This window comes from Bradyrhizobium sp. USDA 10063 (assembly GCF_054063735.1).
Window position 1 is genome coordinate 7,722,993 of the sequence record NZ_JBSSGP010000002.1, and the last position, 21,005, is coordinate 7,743,997.

A 21,005-nucleotide genomic window follows, 5' to 3' on the forward strand; every position below is an offset into this window, starting at 1 on the left:
CCGCTGCTGCAGGCGGCGGCGAATCTATTCCGCCTTTTTCTGCGCGCGTTGAACCGATTGACGTTGATTAAGCGCATAGTTGATGGCCTTCGTAGCGCAAAGGGGATGCCCTCGTCGACGCCTCTCAACTCTCAACGTTGGTAACTTTACGACGGTGCTTCGACAGGGCTTCGTTATCAGGGAAACACGATGACGAGGAGCCATCCACGATGACAGTGAGAATCGACGTAAGCTCTTCAGAAACACTGACCTATGAAGGAGGTGTCAAGGTCAACCTTGAGCCGGGCCAGGCGGCAGTTGCTCAACTGATTGCTCATAAGGGGACTGCCAAGGTTCTCGTGGAATACGTCTCGTTTGAGAGGGCGCACTGCCGGGGATCATAATCCTCCATTTGACGGACATCAGGCCCTTGGCACGATCGTTGCTGGCTTCTTAGGTGTGAGCAGTCAGACACAGCGATGGAGTACGGGGTTTATGAGCACAGAAACCAATGAAATTGTGGGGAACTGGTGCCGTTCTGCTGCTGTTTTTCTACCGTTCTCCTGAGCGTTCGGAATGCCGAGTGACACCACCGCCGCCGAATGAGACAGCGCGAAAGTCGGTCCTGATAGACCTCGCTTTGCAAGGCGGCGGTTCACACGGCGCGTTCACCTGGGGCGTCCTCGATCGTCTCCTGGAGGAGCCCTGGCTGAAAATTGAGGGAATCTCCGGCACCTCAGCTGGCGCAATGAATGCTGCCGTGCTGGCTTGTGGATGGACAAACGGCGGCACCACAAGTGCTAGGGCTGCGCTTGATGCCTATTGGGAGCGCGTGTCGCGCGCGGCCGCGTTTAGTCCATTGCAACGCTCTCCACTAGATCGTCTAATGGGCCGCTGGACGCTCGACACCTCACCCGCTTACATGGCGTTCGATCTGATGTCGCGGATCCTCTCTCCCTATGATCTAAACCCACTCGGCTTCAACCCGCTACGCAACATCCTTGCAGAAAGCATCGACTTCGATTGCCTTAAGCAAGCCCCCATGAAGCTGTTCGTTACCGCAACGACTGTGCGCACCGGCCGCGGCCGGATCTTCCGCAATGCGGAAATAACACCCGACGTGTTGCTCGCTTCGGCCTGTCTGCCAACGATGTTCCAGACGATCGAGATCGATGGTGAGCTTTACTGGGATGGCGGCTACGCTGGCAACCCCACCATCACCCCGCTGGTTCGAGAGACTGACGGACACGACACTATCCTAGTGGAAATCAATCCGCGTGAGCGGGCCGATTCGTTGCGTTCTGCAGCCGAGATCCAGAACCGCCTCAATGAGATTTCCTTCAATTCGCCGCTTATGAAGGAGCTACGCATGATCGCTTTGCTGCGCCAGGTTGCCGATCCGGGCAGCGGCGAAGGCGCACGCTGGGCTGGGATGCGAATGCACCGCATCAAAAGCGATCGGCTCGCAGAGTTCGGCGCCTCATCGAAACTGAATGCCGAGAGCAGGTTCATCGCGCTGCTCAGGGAGGAGGGGCGACGCTGCGCCAAAGAGTTCCTTTCTCGACATGGCGATGATCTTGGCCGGCGTTCCACCGCTGACCTGGATGTGCTGTTGGCGGAGTGCTGAGCCGATGACGCTGATCGGACTTGTCGGTGTGCTTGGCGGGTTGGGTCTTTTGATCGCATTCGCGTTCCGCGGCTGGAGCGTGCTGCTGCTCGCGCCGATCGCCGCACTCGTTGCGGCGCTGTTCTCCGGCGAGCCGCTCCTTGCGCACTGGACTCAAACTTTCATGGGCAGTGCCGCCGAGTTTCTCGCACGCTTCTTCCCGCTGTTTCTGCTTGGCGCAGTATTCGGTAAGCTGATGGAGGACAGCGGCTCCGTGACGGCCATTGCGACCTTCGTCACGCAACGGCTAGGCCCCCATCGGGCCATGCTGGCCGTCGTAATCGCTGGCGCGCTAGTCACCTACGGGGGCGTCAGTCTATTTGTCGCCTTTTTCGTCTTGGCACCTATGGCCCAGGAGCTGTTTCGCACCGCAAATATTCCGCGACGACTGATGCCTGCGGCAATCGTGCTCGGCACCTCGACCTTCACCATGTCGGCACTACCCGGCACGCCATCAATCCAGAACGCGATCCCCATGCCTTTCTTCGGCACGACGCCATTCGCCGCACCAGTGCTCGGCATTCTGGCGTCGCTGATCATGTTCGGGTTCGGACTGTGGTGGCTCAGTCGCGAGGAGAGAGCGGCCAAGAGGATCGGCGAAGGGTTTGGCGGCGGCGCACCAATGTCAGCTGATCGTCTCGCAAGTGACGATAGATTGCGAGAACGGACCGCCACTGCCCGAGAGTTTGATCCCGCGGAAATCGTGCATGGCAAGCAAACCGACTTACCACCGCCAATCACACTCGCAGCCTTGCCCCTGGTTGTGGTGGTCGCCGTCAATTTTGCGATGTCGCTGTTCATCCTGCCCGCAGTCGACACGCGCTATTTGGCGGATTCTCAGTTCGGCGGCGTCTCGCTAGCGGACGTAGGCGGCGTATGGGCGGTGCTCACCGCGCTCACTTGCGCCATCGTCACAGTCGTCGCAGTTAGTCACGGACGACTGCCGGCTCTCCGTGCAACCGTGGACGCCGGCGCCAATGCGGCGGTGCTACCTGCCATGAATGTTGGGAGCCTGGTCGGATTCGGAGCCGTCGTGGCCGCAATGCCTGCGTTCGCAGTGGTACGCGATGCCGTTCTCGGTATCGGCGGAGGCCCTTTGGTATCGCTTGCGGTCGCCACTAACTTACTGGCCACTCTAACTGGGTCGGCATCGGGCGGGCTGACGATCGCACTGGACGCTCTCGGTGCGACCTATTTAGAGCGTGCATTGTCGATAGGACTCGACCCAGGTCTCTTGCATCGCGTGGCGGTGATCGGATCGGGCACCCTCGACAGTTTGCCGCACAATGGCGCGGTGGTTACGCTACTCGCGGTCTGCGGGTCGACGCACCGCGAGAGCTATCGCGACATTGTCATTGTCGGAATCGTTGGTGCCATGATCGCGCTTGTTGTCGTGGTCGTGATCGGCTCAATGGTCGGATCCTTCTGAGCCGGCTAATGCACGAGCGATAAAGGCGCGGGTATGTCGTTGAACGGCAGTTGGTTAATCGAATCGCCCCAAAGGACAGGATGCGCGGTCAGACCCGTGACGCCCGCCGGGCTGTTCAGCCATTCGAAATACGTTTATCGAGGTGCTCGTCGAAATGTATCAGGAACTGGGCGCTTACTTATATGAAAATAGCACTATAGCCAACATGCATGCACACAATCGCGGCAACTTCAAATAGTAAAAAGGAGATGCTGCGGGCGGCCGGACTAGGCGCGCGTCCTAACTCTCACGCGTTGTGAGGCTGCTCAGCTGCGAAGGCCCGGCAAGAGATCGACGTACACACTTAGATTTTGCCAGCGCATTTAGGGCCAGTATAGTCGCCCGTGAAGAATTCGGAAGCGATTGATCCGTCGCTGTGATTTGACGTGAGCAAGTATTCGATTTTGCAAGAAAGCCGTGGGTAGGTCTTGGTTCTCTTGCGTTTTTGGATTCCGGATTTGGCGGCTTCGTGATTCCTTTGACGGCGAGATTCGCTGTTGGGGAGAACCCATGAGCCAGCCGCGCGACGATCGTCAGGACGATCTGTTTCGTCCATCTCTGGAAAAGATCATCAACCTTCGCCATCCGCTGGTGCGCCTGGCGGCGGAGATCGATTGGGACTTCCTGGCGGGACGCTTCAGCTCGGTCTGTCGCCTCGGGCCGGGGCAGCCACCGTTGCCGACACGATTGGTAGCCGGACTGTTCATCCTCAAGCACATGCACAATCTCTCTGACGAGGCGCTGTGCGACAGGTGGGTCGAGAACCCGTATTTTCAGTATTTCTGCGGCGAGGTGGTGTTCCGGCACGACCTGCCGTTCGATCGCTCGTCGCTGACCCGCTGGCGCCAGCGGCTGGGCGAGGAGCAGATCGCCGCGCTGTTGCAAGAAAGCCTCTCTCTGGCGCATCGAACTGGGGCGATCGAGACCAAAGATCTCGATCGGGTCGTTGTGGACACCACCGTCCAGGAGAAGGCGATCGCGCATCCGAGCGATGCGCAGCTTATGGCGATCGAGAAGCTGGTCGATTTGGCCAAACGCGAGGGCATCGAACTGCGCTAGAGCTATCTGCGCGTGGCCAAGCGCGCCGCCATCATGGTGGGGCGCTACACGCATGCCCACCAGTTCAAGCGCGCCCGGCGAGAGCTCAAATTCCTGCGCACCCGGCTTGGCCGCATCATCCGTGACATCAGACGCAAGATCGAGGGCGACCCTGCGCTTGAGGATCGCTTTAGTCCGCTGCTCGATCTCGCCCACCGGGTTCGCCATCAAGAGCAGCGTCAGCGCGGTCCCAAGGTCTACTCGTTGCACGCCCCCGAGGTGGAGTGCATCGGCAAAGGCAAGGCCCGGGCACCTTACGAGTTTGGCTGCAAAGTCTCGATTGCCACGCCCGCCACCGCGCCCAAAGGCGGGCAGTTCGTGCTGCATGCCAAGGCCCTGCACGGCAATCCCTATGACGGCCACACGCTCGGTCCCGTCATCGCCGATCTCGAAAAGCTCACAGGTGTCGCAGCGCGCCGCATCCACGGCGACAAGGGCTATCGCGGCCACAACTATCCCGACCGGTTCAAGGTCTGGATCAGCGGCCAGGTTCGCCGCGTCACCAAAGCCATCCGCCGCGAGATGCGGCGTCGTGCCGCCGTCGAGCCTGTGATCGGCCATCTCAAGGACGACCACCGAATGCGCCGCAACCATCTCAAGGGCCGCGACGGCGACCGCATCAATGCCGTTCTCGCCGCCGCCGGCTACAACTTCAGCCTGCTCCGCCACTGGTTCGCGGAACTTTTACGCCTCTTGCTATCCATACTCTGTCGCCGCCTATCGCAACCACACCTTGCGTAAAACACCGCTCAGAAACGTTCTTCACGAACGACTAGACCTGACAATTGTCTTGCTTGCCCAACTGGCCGCAATATTGACGTGCAACCCCGACTGAATGCCGCCCCTTCTTGGGAAAGCCCGTATCATCGATGATCCAAGCTTCGATCGGCCCGTGGCGTTCGATCTCCGGCAGCACCATCTCGCGGACCTTGGCCAAAACCTGCGGGTCCGACCAATCGCCTTGACCGACAAAATGCAACAACGACTGATGTTGCGCTGCTGTCCGCTCAGGAGCCGTCATCGCCGCCATCGGCTCGACACTCTTCCGATCGCACGGCATCATCAGCCCAGTGCAGTAATCGCGAAGCGGTTTGGCCCGTCCCGCATGCCCGATCACGCTCGCAAGACCCTCAATATATGCCGAAAACCGCGACGCTACGTCCCCCGATTTTGTCAGACCCATCTCAGCCTCCCCACGCTGAAAAGTGAGTCTTCTCAAATATATGATTCCTGTCGACAAAGGCCGCGACACTCTGACTCAGTAAGACTAGTCGGGAGCTTTGATTCTGCCGCTGCCGCGGAGCTATGGGTTCTGGGCAAGAACACCAAATGTTTGGTCGAGTTCAGGCAAGATCGGCCAGACCGCAAGAATAGGCCTGTAAGCGGAGGTGCCAGCGCGGCCGATACGTCCCCACTCCCTCACCAGGGACGAGCCACCGAATAGTGTCGGCTGAACATCGAGCTTATTGAGCCCCGCTATGTTGCGGCGATTGTCGGTGCGGGTGAGCATAATCGCGGTGTTGCAGTTTCATCCTCTTGTTCTTGGAGCCGGCAAAGTCAGACTATGACTGGCGCCGTAATGGAGGATGATCGCAATCTTCCGTGGGATAGCCATGTTAACCGCCGCGGACCGTCGACAGGAATTTGCCGACTTCGAGCTTCAGCCGATTGGTTTCGGCCGCCAGCATCCTCGCGGTCGAGAGCTCCTGCTAGGAAGCCGAGCCGGTCTCGGCGGCCGCGCTGCAAGTCGCTGATGTTCGAGGCTACTACTGAGTTCCATGGGCCGCCATCACTGATTTTCGCGCTCGAGGTTTTGCAGTCGGTATCCCTGCGCATGGCATTGGCACAGCACGAGCCTTCCAGGTCGACGAAGTGGTTGGCGTTTTTCCCGGCATAGCCATGGCCCTAAACGCGCTAGTCACCTCATCGTTGGTTCCCCTCGCTGTGACATTCTTGTTGCGTGAGTCATCCGTGGCTGCGCAGCACGCGCTGCGCAATAGCGCTGCTCACTGTACTCGCTCCCGACGTCCTTTAGACAATTTACATGCCTCCTGCTTTGCATTGTCTCGGGCTAACGTAGGCCGCTTCAAATCATGAAGCTTGTGTGAACGAATTTCAATGGCCATTGACAACCGCATTCAGAACTTCGCGCGTGGTGTTGGGCATGTCTCGCCATCATCGAACGGGTGGAAAGCGAACGTAGCACTGGATACGAAAGTGCGCCTTCGACCGAGTCCTTTGCGCCCGGTGAACGGCCTTCTCGCCATCCGGATTGAGCGCCAGCGCGACATAGACCGCCTTGTTGCGGACCAGCCCTCGTCGCGGATTTTGACCCGCAAGGCACCGAAACACTCGACCGGGTAGACTGATCGAGAGGCGGGCTCTGCCACTCCCGGACCTCGTCCTGCCTAGTTAGGTTCGATAAGTATCACTACCGGCAACCTGTCGAACTATCTCATCTAGTAGCTCTTAGCGCGAGCTCGCCGACTTTCCGCCTATCTGGCGGCGCGCGTTTCGGTTTGCGCACTAGAGTTGCCCGGCCCCTTCTGCTGCAACACCGAAGGTGCGATCTCACGCCCGACCACCGCGGCTCTTATCCCACTCTAAAGCTGCCAGCCAATCGGATGGGTAAGTCGCCAGGGGCGTCGCTAGATACTCAATATGGCATAGCGATTGCACTGATGGAAACAAAAGCGCTCGAGAAGCCGAGCACGAGCGAGCCGGGGCCGGGCTATGGATCTATCCTGAACTGTTACGCGACATGACTATCAGCGGACAGAAGCATTTGCAGCCGGCCGATATCACGAATCTGCCGATCGGCCGCGTCTTCTTTGTCTGGTCACTAGGACTCTTCCGCAGCAGCCTTGTTAGCAGGGGGCCGAAACAGAGCCCCGCGCATCCGGCGCAGCTCCGGATGTTTCCTGTTTCGTTAAGCGCCATTTGTCGTGCTCGTTTAACTCTGACAGATAGAAAACAACCCGGAAACCACATCATGCTCGCGGAGTCTGATATCACATGTGCGAATGCAGACATTCGAACAAGCACCGTCTGGACAATTGTGCTCGGCTTTGCCGCCGATCCATTGATGCGCTGGAGTTGGCCTGACGTAAGGCAATATCTTCGAAGCATGCCTCAATTCGTTAACGCCTCTGGCGGACGAGCATTCGAGCATGGCACGGCGTACGTCACAGGAGGGATCCGCGCCGCAGCCCTGTGGCTGCCGCCTGGCGTGCAGCAAGACGAGTCCGCGTTGGACGAAATAATGGCACTGTCCTTGAACCCGGAGATTGCCGAAGATATGGCGCTCCTGCGGCACGAAATGGCCGAACATCATCCGCCCGAGCCGCACTGGTACCTACCTCTCATCGCGGCCGATCCGAACTGGGTCGGACAAGGACTCGGCACATTACTGATGAAATACGCTCTTCAACGATGCGATGAGCAGGGCATTACCGCCTATCTTGAAAGCTCGAATCCTAAGCACATTCCCTTTTATCGAAACCACGGCTTCAAGATCATCGGTAGAATACAACATGGTTCCTCGCCGCCGCTCACGCCAATGTTGCGAGCAGCCAAGTAAAGCGAAGTACAAGACGCTGTTCGCATGGGCTCACCAAGCGCGCAACCGTCACGAGGGCCACCTTTCAGCACTGCCTACGTGTTCGCCGCGGATTTCGGTCGCAGTCTTGGTTCGCCAGTAGGGGCGACTTGGGCTCGCGGCGCTGCTCCATCATGTCGGGAAAGCGACCATTCCGCTGACGGTGTTCGATAAACCGGGTCGAAGCGCTACCCGGCAATCGGCCAAGCCTGGCGCCGTGCCTGGGAGCAGGTCATCCTCTTCTTCGCCTTTGCCCCAGGCATCCGCAAAATGATCTACACGACCAATGCCGTGGAGTCGATGAACCGCTCGCTGCGCAAGATCATCAAAACCCGCGGCAGTTTCCCCGACGACGAGGCCGCGATAAAGCTGCTCTACCTCGCCATCAAAAATGCCGGAATGCGGCGCCGGGGGATTGATTCGATGGGCCAACTTGCCATCCACTTCGGTGATCGATTTCCCCGCTCAGCTCGTTGAGCCTGCACATCTTCACAGACGCCGCTTACACAGAATTTCTGACAGTCCCCTGGGGAGCGCACGGTGGACCTGGCTCTCTTGGGGCCTGTCGAGGGATCGGCGACGGTCTTACCCTGCTTCCACTTTGCAACAGTCTTCTGGTTGATCCCATAGCCAGCGAGGCCTCTCAGGCTCTGTCGACTATTTTGTACTGCTCGACAGACTGCCTCGATCGTGGTGGCGCAGCGGTGTAAAACTTGTCCCGCAACGCTTCCTTGCCATTTTGACTCTCGTTACGATCTAATAAAGTAAAACCGCGAGGGTGCTGTCGCCAACGACACTTAACAACTCAGAGATCACACGATCACACTGTCTCAGCAACCGGGGTACCACAAAGGACGTTGTGCGGCCCTGCTTCAAGAGAGGCAAACGAGCGCTTCTCGCCGCGCCGGCGCAATATGTGCGCCTCAGTGTTGGGTTCCTGCCATCCACGTCGTCAATTGGACACAGGCTGAACGCGACGAATGGAGCATTCGCGGCAGACTCTCTGCCGAACGCGAACAGAGCTATCGCTGAAAGTTGGTGACGGCGGGAATCGGGAAGGCGGCATATCGTGGGGGTGCTTGACGCCTCCACTTCTCCACCGAAGGAGCGATATGCCGTGTCCAACGATAACATCATCAAGCTGATTCAGCCAGGAAACGTCGACGATCAACTCACCGAAATCTTGCGCAATGGGGCACGTGCTCTGTTGGCTCAGGCGGTCGAGGCCGAAGTCGCGGACTTTCTCGGCGAGCATGCCGATTTGAAGACTGTGGACGGCCACCAGCGCGTCGTCCGTCACGGTCACCTGCCGGAGCGCGAGGTGATGACCGGTATCGGTCCGGTCGCCGTCCGGCAGCCGCGTGTGCGCGATCGCGAGGCGAACGCCGCCGATCCCGGCCGGATCCGGTTCTCTCCGTCGATCCTGCCGCCCTACATGCGCCGGTCAAAGTCGATCGAGACGCTGCTGCCGATCCTATATCTGAAGGGGATCTCGACCGGCGACTTCTCCGAGGCGCTGGCGGCGCTGCTCGGCAAGGACGCTGCCGGGTTGTCGGCATCCGCCATCGGCCGCCTGAAGGACGGTTGGCTCGCCGAACACACCGCGTGGCAGAGGCGCGATCTGTCGGCGAAGCGCTACGTTTACATCTGGGCCGATGGCATCCATCTCCAGGCACGCCTCGAAGACGAAAAGCAGTGCATCCTGGTGCTGATCGGCGCGACGCCGGAAGGCCGCAAAGAACTGGTCGGCTTCACCGATGGCGCCCGCGAGAGCGCGCACGACTGGCGCGATCTGCTGCTCGAGCTGAAGCGGCGCGGGCTCGACGTACCGCCGCGGCTCGCCATCGCCGATGGCGCGCTCGGGTTCTGGAAGGCCGCCGGTGAGGTCTGGCCGAAAACGCGCGAGCAGTGCTGCTGGGTGCACAAGACCGCGAACGTGCTCGCCAAGTTGCCAAAGAGCCAGCAGCCGAAGGCCAAACGCGCGCTGCAGGAGATCTGGATGGCCGAAACCAAGGCCGGAGCCGAGCTGGCGTTCGACGCCTTCATCGAGAGCTACACGCCCAAATACGAGAAGGCGGCTGACTGCCTGAGCAAGGATCGGGACACGCTACTGGCGTTCTACGACTTCCCGGCCGAGCACTGGGTCCACTTGCGGACCACGGATGAGATGGACAAGCGATTTTTTATGACCGAGATGGCAATTGCGGAAATCGCGTACGTCCATTCTTTTGTTCGGCCGCGCTGCGGGCCATTCTTCCGTCCCGGCCACCGATCTCGCAGCCGCCGCGCGCAGGGGCGGTCAAGGCTGGCCGCGTTTGCGGCCACCGCAAGGCTTGGCCTTGACCGGCCCGAGCACGGCGGCATGCTGGCGTGGAACGGGACTGCATTCCTGGCTGGCACTTGCCGTCAGCGGCGATTATGGTTGTCGGGCGCGGGCGACCTCGTGGCGAAGCGTGACGCGTCGGCTGCAAGCGTCACCGGACTGCCTATTTTGTCCTGCCGAGCTGAGGCGCCCGCGCGCCGGGTTTTGGCCGCCGCGGTTTCCATTGCGCCACCAATCGTTCGTAGCTTCGCTCCGCCTGGGCGGCAATCAACATCTCACGGTCGCGCAGCGCCTTGATGTTGTAGGCATAGGCTGGTCCACGGCGGCTACCTTTCTGTTGCGGATGTCCGGCTTGAAGCTGCATCGCGCGGGTCTTGTTGGCGACCAGCGCCGGGCGCGCCCACAGGTAGTCCTCGCCCTTGGTCAACAAATGCCAGCAGAGCACCGTGAGCTTGCGAGCCACGGCCACCGCAGCGATCTGATGGCCGCGCCGGGCGCGGATCCGCACGAAAAACGCATGCAGTGGACCGGGCGCCTCGGCCGCGGCCCAGGCCGCCTCGACCAGCATGGCGCGCGCATGACTGCGGCCAATCTTGCTGATACGGCCGTGATGGGCGGCTCCCAGTCCGGACTGCCGCACCCGCGGGTTCAGCCCGAAATAGCTCACCAGCTTCTGCGGGCTGTTGAACCGGCTGATGTCGCCGATCGCGGCCACGATGCCAGCGGCGACCGCCAAGTTGACGCCGGTGATCGTCATCAATCTGCTGACCGCGGAATCGTCGATGGCGTCCTGCGCGATCTCGTGGTCGAGCAGAGCCAGGTCTTCCGCCAGACGGTCAAGCTCACGGACGTGCCGATCGATGGCCGCGCGCTCATCGTCCGGCAACTGTTGAGCGGCCAACCACGCCCGGCCGCGGGCGTTGAAAACATCGGCATGCGGGCACTTCGGGATCAGGTGCGCGTGCAGGATCGAATGCACCTCGTTCTTGAGCCGCGTGCGATGCCGCACGACCTGGTAGCGCCGCGCCACCAGCCGACGCTTGCGTTCGGTCTCCGCGTCAGGCGTCCAGATCTGCGGCAGGTACCCGGCCGCCCGCAGACTGGCGAGCGTACCGGCATCGATCTTGTCGGTCTTGACGTGAGCCTGGGCGATCGCCTTCACCTGCAGCGGATTGGCGATAATCACCCGTGCCACGAACGGCGCCAGAACCCGCGACACCGCCATGCTGTTGGCGGTCGCTTCGACCACCACCTCATCACTGGCCAGCAACGTCTTGCCAAATCCCTCCAGCGCAGTCCGCGTCATATCAATGCGGCCCGCATGTCGGAGCCTGCCGTCTTCCCAAAATACCACCTCCCCGAAAGTTCGGTGGGGATGTCCCGCTCGATGTTGAAGCTGGGAGAGCGAGCGTTGCGTGACATGGAGGTTACGCGACCTTTCGGTTGTGCTCAAGGGTGTGGCGGTTTTGAATGGCTCTCAGCGCAGCCTTCAGGATCGGCAATTGCTTCCACGCCTTCAGCCGCCTGAAGCCCTTTGCTGCTTCGATCATGCCCGCAGCGGTCCAGCGCAGGGCCATGCTTGCGTCGCGCCATCGCTTGACGTTGCCGCAGACGCGGCGGATCGTGCCGTTCATGTTCTCGATGATGTTGGTGCAGGCGAGCGATCGGCGGAGTTGCTGCGGCAGGCCCAGGCGCGTGACCATGAGGATTTCATCGAGCCCCTCGCGAATGCTGGCCGTTACCCCCGGCGCCTCACGCTCCAGGCGGCGCGCCAGGTTCTTCATCAATTGCTCGGCGCGTGCCGTAGCGTCGATCTCCCAGGCTTGACGCAGCGCCTTGCGGACCGTCGCATGCAGATGGCCCGGCAGGCGCTCGACGATGTTGCGGGCCTTGTGGATCTGACACCGTTGGATCGGCGTGTGACGGCCGAAGGTTTGGCGGATCGCCTTCGACAGCGCCTTGGCACCATCGATGATGAAGAGGCGACAGACGGTAGGATCGAGCCCACGGCCGGTCAGGTTGTCCAGCAGCGCCTGCACGGTCGCAGTATTCTCGGTGGCACCTTCGACAACCGCCAGCGGATGCTTGTTGCCTTCGCCGTCGATGCCAACGGCGGCGACCAGTGTCAGCTCATCGCGGATATGCAACCCATCGATCTGGATCGCGAGCAGATCGAGCCGCGACAGATCTGATGACATCCATGCGGCCATCCGTTCTGCCGACAACTCGACGAACCGGCGCGAGACGGCCGACTTGGATCGGCTGTCACCCAATTTTGCGGGAACGCCGCCCTCCGGCAGGCGGACCGCACGACCGAACCGGCGGGTCGAGACGTTCAGCAGCATCAGGTTCATCGCCCATTTGCCGAGCCAATCTTCCGCCCGCGCTACCTCCCAGCTCGGCAAGCTCATCTCACCGCCGTCCCGTCGACGCACACGCGGCCGCTCGACCTCGATTGTCCCGCCGTGGAAGGGAAGCCGCCCCGTGGTCCGTCCCCAGCGGTGGCCGGCTCTCTGGTCCGACCGCCCATGGCGTGGCCCGCAGAGCCGCTCGCTATCCTCTTCCATCATCTGCGTCAGGCTCGCGATCCCCGCCGTCAGGCAGAAACGGTCGAAGCTTTCCCCAACTGTTTGCCAGGCCGCTTCCACCATCGTGGTCGCATCGCTGGCCGTTGTCGTGATAGTCTTCTTCATGGCGTTGCTTTCCTTCTCGTGGATTCGACACCCCGAGCCTAACAGCTCAAGGCGAGCAACGCCGCTCCTCCTATTTCAACAGCACTCGGGAGTACGTCATGAAAGCTGATGCGCGCCTATGAGTGAGAGTCTCATCTGATCAAAGCCGTAGCAGGCAGATCAGGACCGAGTCTTGCGGGCGTCGCGGTAACGCGGCGTCTGAAGTGTAGACAGGGGCCATGTGGGGTGCGGGATTGAGCCACGAAATGCTGAATGTCACGGAGGCCGAGTGTGTTCCCGACCACGAAGGCAGAATGTGCGCCGTCGCTAAGCGAGACGGTGATGCTCCGTCGGGGTCGAAGGCCGGATCACGCATGGAAAGCACGCATCGGAACATGAGAGGCCCGACTGGGTCCACCGGAATGATCCCCGGTGGGGGATGGCGACAAGGCAACGCCGGAGCCGCCATCCGAGCTGAGGTCGGGAGTCGGACTGGTTTATATTACCGATGAAGCCATCGAAGGAAACGAGATGGGCTGAGGGAAGGAACCAGCTCGAGAGGAGCCCCAACGAGAGGGACAAGGACCGGACGCAGAGCCGGGGTGTCTTGCCGCCCAATCTCGCGAGGGTGAACGCGGCGGCCCGCAAGGCCGCCCATACCCAATTTACGGCCTTGCTGCATCATGTGAATGTCGAAGCGCTCGAACGAGCGTTCCGGCGGCAGAAGCGGCGGGCGAGCGCGGGGGTCGATGGGATCACGGTGACGGATTACGAACAGAACCTGGGGAGCAATCTCGAGGAGCTCTGTCAACGAATCCACACCAACCGATACCGGCCGCAGCCGGTCAGGCGTGTACATATCCCGAAGGCAGATGGTGGACGGCGTCCACTCGGCGTGCCGACGCTGGAAGACAAAATCGTTCAAGGCGCGGTTGCCGAGGTGCTGAGCAGCATCTACGAAGTCGACTTCATGGGGTTCTCTTACGGCTTTCGGCCGGGGCGCAACCCACATCAGGCTCTCTCAGCATTGCATACAGCGATCATGAGCCAGCACGTGAACTGGGTGCTCGATGCCGACATTCGCAGCTTCTACGACTCGATTGATCACGAGTGGCTGATGCGGATGGTGGCGCACAGGATTGCCGACCCTCGGATCCTCCGGCTCATTCGGATGTGGCTTGAGGCCGGTGTCCTTGAGAGCGGAGAATGGTACGAAACGGACAAGGGGACACCGCAAGGGGCAGGCATCAGCCCGTGCCTCGCCAACATCGTCTTGCATTACGCCCTCGATCTCTGGGTGCATCAATGGCGCCGTCGGCACGCGCGCGGTCGGGTATCGATCGTGAGGTATGCCGATGACTTCGTGATGGGCTTCGAACGGCTGGCAGATGCCCGACGGATGATGGCTGACCTCAAGGAGCGACTGGCGCGCTTTGGCTTGGCACTCCACGAGGACAAGACGCGTCTCATTGAGTTCGGCCGCTTACCGGCCATGGCTCGACGGCAACGCGGCGCGCGGCGACCAGATACATTCGCCTTCCTCGGCCTCACCCACTACTGTGGATGGACCAGGGACGGCAGATTTATCGTAAAACGCAAAACGCAGAGCAAGCGCATGACGCGAAAGTTGAAGGCGTTGCGGCAGGAAGCGTGGCAGATCATGCATGCCCCGATGGCGACACAGCACCGCTGGTACTCCAGCGTGCTGCGTGGCCACTACGGCTACTATGGTGTCCCACACAACTGGCGCTCTCTCAACGGATTCCTGCAGGAGGTCCGGCGCATCTGGCTCACTTGCCTCAGACGGCGCAGCCAGAAGAACCGGAACAAGGGCCGGGATTGGTTTGAGACTGTGGAAGCGCGTTTTCCCTTGCCCCGGCCACGTATCATTCACTCATGGGCGTAGGAGCAAACCGATGCTGGTGACTCTCGAGAAGAGCCGGGTGCGGGAAATCTGCATGCCCGGATCTGTGAGGGCGAAGCCGAATGGCTTAGCTACTCGACCATTCCCGCGCCGCAGCTCAAACCCGATTGCCCGGCTGCGACCGATCCCAGATACCGACCGCTTCGAGCTCTTTTACTGGTCGAATGTCAAAGGTCGTTGGACGACCTTCGGCAACATGGGGCGCATTACTCCCCTTACGCAAAAGGTAACTTGCGTCGCCTAGCGGTTGGTGACCTTTGGAGCGCGAGGGCGGCCCACTGCCGTCAGTTGATTCGGTTGGAGCTGGAATCGAGTGTCTGATGACAATCGTGTCATCGTCCACCAGGATCTCCTTGACCAGGAGTCGCACAATGCGCTGACGCTCCGCGACCTCCAGCGTTTTTGCCGTTTCGCGTAGTCGTGCAAGGAAGCTTGTCATGGTTTTTGCTAGACGCAGATATCCAGCGCGGTCGGCAAGTTGGGTCTCAAGCGCATTTAGCTCGGCGCTGATTGCCTGATCACGTTTGCGAAGCTCGGGCATGCGACGGCGGAGGTCGTCTAACGATATCAGTTCTTCCTGATACGCGGTCATCAAACGTTCCATGCTCTTTCGTACGCGTGCCAACTCCCGCTGCAAGTGCTCTTCACGGCGTTTGACGGGGCTGGCAGTGCGTGCCGCAGCCAATCGCCGTTCCAGTTCTTCTTGAATGAGGCGTGGATTCTCCAGCAGTTTGAGGATCTCACGCCATACCACCTCGTCAAGAAGATCTTGTCGTATCGGCTTACTATCACACACCGGCCCGCCAAGGCGGCGCCATGCGTCGGAGCCAAGACAACGATAGTAGTGGATCATACGCGCACTTGTCCGCGTCGAAGTGCGATAAAGACCGTAGCTGCATTTGCGGCACGACACCAAGCCTTGCACGACGCTGGGTGTGATCGTGCGGCGAGGCGCACGGTCTTTGTTCGCCTTAAGCCGCTCCGAAGCCAGTGCAAAGGTTTCCTCGGTGACAATCGGTGGTACCGGAATCTCGATCCAGTCCTCTCGTGGCCGCTCGTGGTGGGCGCTGTCACGTGAGGCAAATCCGCCCCGCAGACGGATTGGCCGCGTGATGCGTTGTCGTTTCGCCGTCTTCGTTTTGTTGAAGCATGCCGTTCCCTTGTACGCAGGATTGCGCAGCATCGCCCAAACCACCGAACGCTCCCAACGCGAGATACGCTTGCGCGTAGGAATGCCTTGTTCGTTCAACAGACGCGTGATGGCGCCGATGCTCAAACCCGCAACGGTGTAGTATTCATAGACCTTGCGCACCACGGCCGCCTCAGCGTCTATGATCGCGTAAGACGCGGGTGCGTGCTCAGTCTTACGGATATAGCGGTAGCCAAACGGAGCGCCGCAAAGAACGTTGACAACTCCCTGCAGTGCACGGTGCCTTTTGCCCCGGCGTGACCGCTCCAGAATTTGCGCCCGTTCATACTCGGCGATCATGCCTTGGAACTGCAACAACAGCTGATCTTCCGCTGTAGCTGTCTGGGGCGCTTTGATGAACACCGTCTGGACGTTATGTCGTGCAAATTCTTCAATGAGAAGCACCTGATATGCATACTTTCGGCTCAGTCGATCTGGTGAATAAACGAGGACTGCATCGATCTGCCCCTCCGACGCCAAATCGCGAGCCCTTTCCAGGCCCGGGCGAACGAGCGTAGCTCCGCTGTAACCCTCGTCTTCGATCACCCATTCATCGGGCACGCTGAAGCCCTGCTGTAGGGCGAAGCCGCGCAGAGCTTCCGTTTGGCTCGCAATGGTATGTTCTTCCTTCTGTTTGTCCGACGAGACCCTGGCGTAGATCGCTGCAGGCTTCACGGCCGTCTCCTCTCTTCTCGGAGTCCTGCCCTACGGGACGAACACAGTTCGCAACCAGCAGCCCATAGGCTTGTTGTAACTTGATGGGGAGCAGGCGATCGAAAGCAAATTCCAAACAAACGGCAGGACGCTCTGCAGAGCGCTTAGCCATGTCTTCCGCGCCGACGTGTTGCGGTCAAACGCTTCTCGATCGCCTCGGTGACAATCACGCTCAGCGGCAAACCGCTGCGCCTGGAATACGCACGCAATTGCGCGAGCACGTCGCGGGGAATTTTGAACGTTGCTGGCACCGACGGTTCTCCAACCGGCATCGCACGTCGGAGCGCACGCGCGCGTTGCAGATATCGATACGCTTGCCGCAGCGAGATGCCGCGTTCCTGCGCCAACATGGTCGCCGCTTCTGCCACGCTGCTTCCCCGCGACAACAGGCCGTGCGCCGCGTTCAAGTTCAGGGCCTTCTGCGTCTTCGTTGAACGTGCCATCTGACATAAACGTATTTCTTCTTGACATAACCATAGTTAACAACTCGTTTACTAGCCCCGCACGCATATTACCTTTTAAGACGCAGGTCGAGCACAGCTAGCCCTCTGCGCCAGCCACAAATCACCCGATCGAAGGTGAAGTTGCCTTTTGCGTAAGGGGAGTAATGAAACTCATGTTGACCAGCGCCCACGAGATCGTAGAGAACGATCCCATGTTCCGCGTCGCGCGCGGTCGATAGACCCACGCCAAAATTGGCCAAAGTCAAGCTTAGAGCGTGGTCTCCTCATCAGTGGTCCAGCCTTGCCTGAGTGGACGCCTCGGACATCCTGGAGCGGATCAGCGGTCCGCCTGGAATCCGGAATCGGCGGCATTATTGATGGTGTCGGCGCAAGCGGCACTCTATTGCGAGATACGCGCACTACATCCCGTGTCGAGCGAGCTGCATCGAGCCGAACTCCGCCTCGAGACGGGGATACCATGCCTGGCCGTCAACTGTGCTCAACAAGGACTTGCAGAACGCCGGCGTAAGCTTGCCGCGGTGGATCACGACGTCTTCGTGACCCATTGCAGCTCGAGCATTCTGCCAGAGGCGATTGTAGCCGCGTTGTTCATTGGATTTCACGTGGCAAGCGGCGAATTCGGCGTCGTCCAATGTCGCCAGCTGCCACGCATATACCGGCCGCTTCGTATGGATGTGCACCCACATCGGACTTGGCATTGCACCATTGCCCAGTGCCTTCGGCTGCAGCTTGATCTCGAACAGCCTCCCTGGCTCGCCCTTCAACGCGCGCGGTGGCTCCAAGGGCGCCAACTCCTCGGCCGCCTGCAAGCGTTCAAGGTACTGCTGCGAGGGGAAGGCGTAGGTCTTCATGCAATCCATCTTGATCGTGGCCTTTCGCGCCTTCAAAGCGTTTGCCTGCCCCTGCACCTCGGACAACATCGCCTTGAGGCGGACCATTTTGTCGTGCACTTCGGGCACTTGCACAGGCGTGAGTAGGCCACGCCGACGAGGCTCCTGCAGCGCGGCTACACAGGCCTCAATCTCGGCGGCATGGCTCTGCAGGCGCTCGACGACGGTGTCCACGACGTGATCGGCATCTTCGGGTTTCATGTGGCGCGCTTGCGAGATGGCCCTTTGCTGACCGGCCAGATCGAATTGCAAAAGTTCGTCCAACCGCTGGAGCAGTCGTGTCAGTGCCTCTTTCGATGGCGGGGCCTGCCACATCGCCAAATGTTCCGTCGCCGACGATGGCGCCCTCGCATGTGCCTCCTCTGCAGTCGCGAGTTTCTTGGTGCCCAGATCCGAAAGCACGATAACCTTGGCTGCTGGCGCCGTGTCGGCGTCGGGCCCAGAGGGCTGCAGCTCCGGCCGCCCAACGGCCGAACTCCCCGCGCCAGCGGCCGGCCTGCGCTTGCCTTTCCCCTTCCTGCGCGCCGCAGCGCCTTCGGCCACCGCAGCGCTGCCGGTTGTGTTGACAGGCAACGCAGCTCCAGCCTCGGCTGGAGCTGCAATGATGGCGGGCATGTTCGGCTGTACTTCCAGGAGGCACATGATCTCATGGGCAGTGACCCACGCGGCTTCCTCGATCTGATCCAACAGTTCCAGCGGGAGATTCCCACCTGCTCCGACATTCCTTAGCTCGGCAACCATGTCGTGCAAAGCCGACGCAAATTCCGATAGCCGCTCCATGACCCCTTCCAGAACGGCGCAGTTCTGTGCGTCGAGGGCCCGTCCTTTGCTGTTTAGAACAGCATCGCCCGTCGAGAGAAATGCCGGAACAACGTCCTCGATGAAGGTTCCGAGTAGACGCGCCCGACCGTTCTCACCCAAGAGGATTTGCCTGACGGCTGGCTCGAACGTGCTAGCCTGCGATTCAATCATGACCCGCGCGACAGCGACCTGCGATTGCAGATGCATGTTCTTGGTAAACAGCGCCCAGCCGGTGTGCAGCCGTAGTGCAGCCTGTTCGGCCTGCCGCATCTCGGCCGTTGTGCTTGGCAAGTTGGCAGTGGCCGCGCAGACGGACTGCATCCGTTCCGAGCGCAATGCCTTCTTTCCCCACCACTCCACGCAAGCCAAATAGTGTTTCGCCACACTGGACGCCGCTCGGATCAGCTGGTCGGGTGGAGCGTTGGATTGGCGGATCCGCTCAAGCACCTTTCCCGCATTCTTCCTGCTCTCCTCCAGGGCGTAGGTCGTCGGGGTGCCCAGCGCATTGCATTCGTCCGCTGCCTCGAGCGTCTCGTCACGAAGTCGACGAGCCTGATCGTCAGACAGAATGCTGCGCGCTACATGTGAGGACAGGTTCGCGTAGCAGTCCAGAACTGCTGAACCTGCCTTGACGAACTGATCGATCAGTTCTTGCTCCTCTGACGAATTCTGGGCGTTCACGGCCGCATTGCGGCAAGTATCAAGTTCCACAAGCAGGCTGTCCATTTTTCGCTTCGCTGCGTCGATCCCCTCACCTCCTGAGAAAATGGGGACTGCCACACCCGAACCGGACGGCTGGCTCGTGATCACTGCCGTTTCATCTTCAGGCGCAGAGCGCATCCGCTCCACGACGGAGTCAAAAAATTGGCTGCCTTCCGCAGGGATGAAACCGGACTCCGAGCGCGAACTGCTCGATCCCGACGTGCTGTCGGCTCCTGTAGCCCCAATGTGTGGTTCGCCAGGTCGGCCTATGCCCGTCATGTTCCATCTCCGATACAGTCAACAATGCGCAGCCTAGCTGGATAGACCACCTGGCTGACGACTTGCTGACGAAGGGCGCTCTTCGGATGCACAAGAGAATCCGAGTCGCCCCAGTACCCGGAATCAGAGCTGAGTGATACGGCGGTCTTTGAATCGGCGTTGGCGGACCTTTTTCTTGGTCCAGACGAAGGGCTCGGCTTTGTCGTTGTACGCGTTGACGTAGGCATCGATGTGGTCCTGAAGCTGCTTGAGGCTAAAGCGGATTCCTGTCATTTAGAAGCATAGCCTGCGTGAGCGAAATAGTTGGTGCATTCGCGTGGGCTTAGTTGTGGGATGAACGAACGGATCGCGCGCGTGAGATGCGGAACTGTTCGTGCCGCGACCTTACGCAAGTATGCCTTAAATTTGCTGTAGGGCAGCTCGATCGGATTAAGATCAGGCGAGTATTTCGGGAGATACCGCAGGCTCGCCTTTGCCCTCTCAATCGCGTGCCTAACGGCAGGCGCCATGTGAACTCGGCAGTTGTCCATCACGACGATGTCGTTGCGCCGGAGGGTTGGAACCAGGCAGTGCTCAACATAGGCGAGGAACATTTCTCCGGTCATAGCTCCCTCGATCACCATCGGGGCAGTCATTTTATTGTGGCGCAAGGCCGCCACGAAAGTGATGGTCTCCCATGACCCCAGCGGAACGGCGCCGATCACCCTGACACCCCTTGGCGCACGCCCCCGGAGCCGCGCCAGATTTGTGCTGACCGCAGTCTCGTCGATAAAAACGAGCCGGGCGGGATCAAGAAAACCTTGCTCTCGTATCCAACGTCGGCGAGCTCGCGCAACGTCCTCTCGCTGCCGTTCAGTAGCCTGCAGGCTTTTTTTTAAAGGTGATGTTGTGACGGTCGAGAAAGCGCCAGAGCGCGCTGCGGCTGGTTCGAATTCTCCGCTTGCGCAGCTCTGCAAGCGTCTCCACCAGGGTCAGGTCTGGATGCTCAGCAACCACAGCCAGAATCTCGGTTGCGAACTCTTCGAGCGGCGAAACGCTTCCGCCACGCGGCTTCGCAGCGGCACTGTTATCGTTCCGCCAGCGCTGCACCCACTTGACCGCCGATGCTACACTCACCTCGAAGCGTTCGGCCGCCTCGCGCCGCGACGCGCCCGCAGCCACGGCCTCGATAACGCGCTCCCGCAGGTCACAAGAATAGGCCTTCGGCACCGCCCGCCCCCACCGGCAAGGAGAATCAA

At 60.4% G+C, this 21,005-nt stretch carries 11 protein-coding genes and 6 pseudogenes; 8 read left to right on the forward strand and 9 right to left on the reverse strand.

Annotated elements, in window-relative coordinates; genetic code table 11:
* The first annotated feature begins 490 nt into the window (after nucleotides 1–490).
* The 3 genes and pseudogenes from ACVJGD_RS38305 (at nucleotide 491) to ACVJGD_RS38315 (ending at nucleotide 4,952) form a co-directional block, all read left to right on the forward strand.
* Nucleotides 491–1,606, forward strand: coding sequence for a patatin-like phospholipase family protein (locus tag ACVJGD_RS38305; RefSeq protein ID WP_456639050.1), 1,116 nt, complete (start codon nucleotides 491–493; stop codon nucleotides 1,604–1,606).
* A 13-nt stretch (nucleotides 1,607–1,619) separates the two neighbouring features.
* Nucleotides 1,620–3,074: a GntP family permease gene (locus ACVJGD_RS38310; RefSeq protein ID WP_456640506.1), complete on the forward strand. Its 1,455-nt coding sequence runs from the start codon at nucleotides 1,620–1,622 to the stop codon at nucleotides 3,072–3,074.
* A 549-nt stretch (nucleotides 3,075–3,623) separates the two neighbouring features.
* Nucleotides 3,624–4,952: pseudogene (locus tag ACVJGD_RS38315) on the forward strand (IS5 family transposase).
* A gap of 34 nt (nucleotides 4,953–4,986) precedes the next feature.
* Here the strand turns inward: ACVJGD_RS38315 and ACVJGD_RS38320 are convergent.
* Both ACVJGD_RS38320 and ACVJGD_RS38325 read right to left on the reverse strand, forming a co-directional pair.
* Nucleotides 4,987–5,394 (reverse strand): annotated as a pseudogene (locus ACVJGD_RS38320) (transposase); the annotation flags it as partial.
* 120 nt (nucleotides 5,395–5,514) lie between these two features.
* Nucleotides 5,515–5,721, reverse strand: a complete 207-nt coding sequence (locus tag ACVJGD_RS38325) for a WGR domain-containing protein (protein ID WP_456639051.1) — start codon at nucleotides 5,719–5,721, stop codon at nucleotides 5,515–5,517.
* 278 nt (nucleotides 5,722–5,999) lie between these two features.
* Between ACVJGD_RS38325 and ACVJGD_RS38330 the strand changes: the two are divergent.
* The 4 genes and pseudogenes from ACVJGD_RS38330 to ACVJGD_RS38345 all read left to right on the forward strand — a co-directional run.
* Nucleotides 6,000–6,173 (forward strand): annotated as a pseudogene (locus ACVJGD_RS38330) (LrgB family protein); the annotation flags it as partial.
* A gap of 1,030 nt (nucleotides 6,174–7,203) precedes the next feature.
* Complete coding sequence (locus tag ACVJGD_RS38335; protein ID WP_456640507.1) at nucleotides 7,204–7,791, forward strand: GNAT family N-acetyltransferase; 588 nt, start codon at nucleotides 7,204–7,206, stop codon at nucleotides 7,789–7,791.
* A 204-nt stretch (nucleotides 7,792–7,995) separates the two neighbouring features.
* Nucleotides 7,996–8,286: pseudogene (locus ACVJGD_RS38340) on the forward strand (transposase); the annotation flags it as partial.
* Between the two features lie 640 nt (nucleotides 8,287–8,926).
* Nucleotides 8,927–9,991: pseudogene (locus ACVJGD_RS38345) on the forward strand (IS256 family transposase); the annotation flags it as partial.
* Between the two features lie 304 nt (nucleotides 9,992–10,295).
* Here ACVJGD_RS38345 and ACVJGD_RS38350 read toward each other — a convergent pair.
* Both ACVJGD_RS38350 and ACVJGD_RS38355 read right to left on the reverse strand, forming a co-directional pair.
* Entirely contained in the window at nucleotides 10,296–11,486 is a 1,191-nt protein-coding gene (locus ACVJGD_RS38350) for an IS110 family RNA-guided transposase (protein WP_456639052.1), read from the reverse strand.
* A gap of 73 nt (nucleotides 11,487–11,559) precedes the next feature.
* Nucleotides 11,560–12,825 carry an IS256 family transposase gene (locus ACVJGD_RS38355; protein ID WP_456639053.1) on the reverse strand — a complete coding sequence of 422 codons (1,266 nt, stop codon included), beginning with the start codon at nucleotides 12,823–12,825 and terminating at the stop codon, nucleotides 11,560–11,562.
* A 586-nt stretch (nucleotides 12,826–13,411) separates the two neighbouring features.
* Between ACVJGD_RS38355 and ltrA the strand changes: the two genes are divergently transcribed.
* Nucleotides 13,412–14,710, forward strand: coding sequence for a group II intron reverse transcriptase/maturase (gene ltrA, locus ACVJGD_RS38360; protein WP_456639054.1), 1,299 nt, complete (start codon nucleotides 13,412–13,414; stop codon nucleotides 14,708–14,710).
* 115 nt (nucleotides 14,711–14,825) lie between these two features.
* Here ltrA and ACVJGD_RS38365 read toward each other — a convergent pair whose 3' ends face one another.
* The 5 genes and pseudogenes from ACVJGD_RS38365 to ACVJGD_RS38385 all read right to left on the reverse strand — a co-directional run bounded on the left by ACVJGD_RS38365 (nucleotide 14,826) and on the right by ACVJGD_RS38385 (nucleotide 20,976).
* Entirely contained in the window at nucleotides 14,826–16,592 is a 1,767-nt protein-coding gene (locus ACVJGD_RS38365) for a recombinase family protein (protein WP_456639055.1), read from the reverse strand.
* Nucleotides 16,593–16,735: 143 nt separating this feature from the next.
* Nucleotides 16,736–17,074 carry a ribbon-helix-helix protein, CopG family gene (locus tag ACVJGD_RS38370; RefSeq protein WP_456632515.1) on the reverse strand — a complete coding sequence of 113 codons (339 nt, stop codon included), beginning with the start codon at nucleotides 17,072–17,074 and terminating at the stop codon, nucleotides 16,736–16,738.
* A 419-nt stretch (nucleotides 17,075–17,493) separates the two neighbouring features.
* Nucleotides 17,494–19,767, reverse strand: a complete 2,274-nt coding sequence (locus ACVJGD_RS38375; RefSeq protein ID WP_456639056.1) for a hypothetical protein — start codon at nucleotides 19,765–19,767, stop codon at nucleotides 17,494–17,496.
* Between the two features lie 123 nt (nucleotides 19,768–19,890).
* Nucleotides 19,891–20,028, reverse strand: a pseudogene (locus ACVJGD_RS38380) (IS630 family transposase); the annotation flags it as partial.
* 8 nt (nucleotides 20,029–20,036) lie between these two features.
* A protein-coding gene (locus tag ACVJGD_RS38385) for an IS630 family transposase (RefSeq protein ID WP_456639057.1) occupies nucleotides 20,037–20,976 on the reverse strand; the annotation gives its coding sequence in 2 pieces (ribosomal slippage) (nucleotides 20,037–20,631 and nucleotides 20,630–20,976; 942 coding nt in all).
* Nucleotides 20,977–21,005 lie beyond the last annotated feature (29 nt).

What these genes read in the sequence shown, in the direction of transcription:
- ACVJGD_RS38375 (WP_456639056.1), bottom strand. Translation starts at nt 19,767, where the DNA reads ATGACGGGCATAGGCCGACCTGGCGAACCACACATTGGGGCTACAGGA.
- ACVJGD_RS38370 (WP_456632515.1), bottom strand. Translation starts at nt 17,074, where the DNA reads ATGGCACGTTCAACGAAGACGCAGAAGGCCCTGAACTTGAACGCGGCG.
- ACVJGD_RS38305 (WP_456639050.1), top strand. Translation starts at nt 491, where the DNA reads ATGAAATTGTGGGGAACTGGTGCCGTTCTGCTGCTGTTTTTCTACCGT.
- ACVJGD_RS38335 (WP_456640507.1), top strand. Translation starts at nt 7,204, where the DNA reads ATGCTCGCGGAGTCTGATATCACATGTGCGAATGCAGACATTCGAACA.
- ACVJGD_RS38325 (WP_456639051.1), bottom strand. Translation starts at nt 5,721, where the DNA reads ATGCTCACCCGCACCGACAATCGCCGCAACATAGCGGGGCTCAATAAG.
- ACVJGD_RS38355 (WP_456639053.1), bottom strand. Translation starts at nt 12,825, where the DNA reads ATGAAGAAGACTATCACGACAACGGCCAGCGATGCGACCACGATGGTG.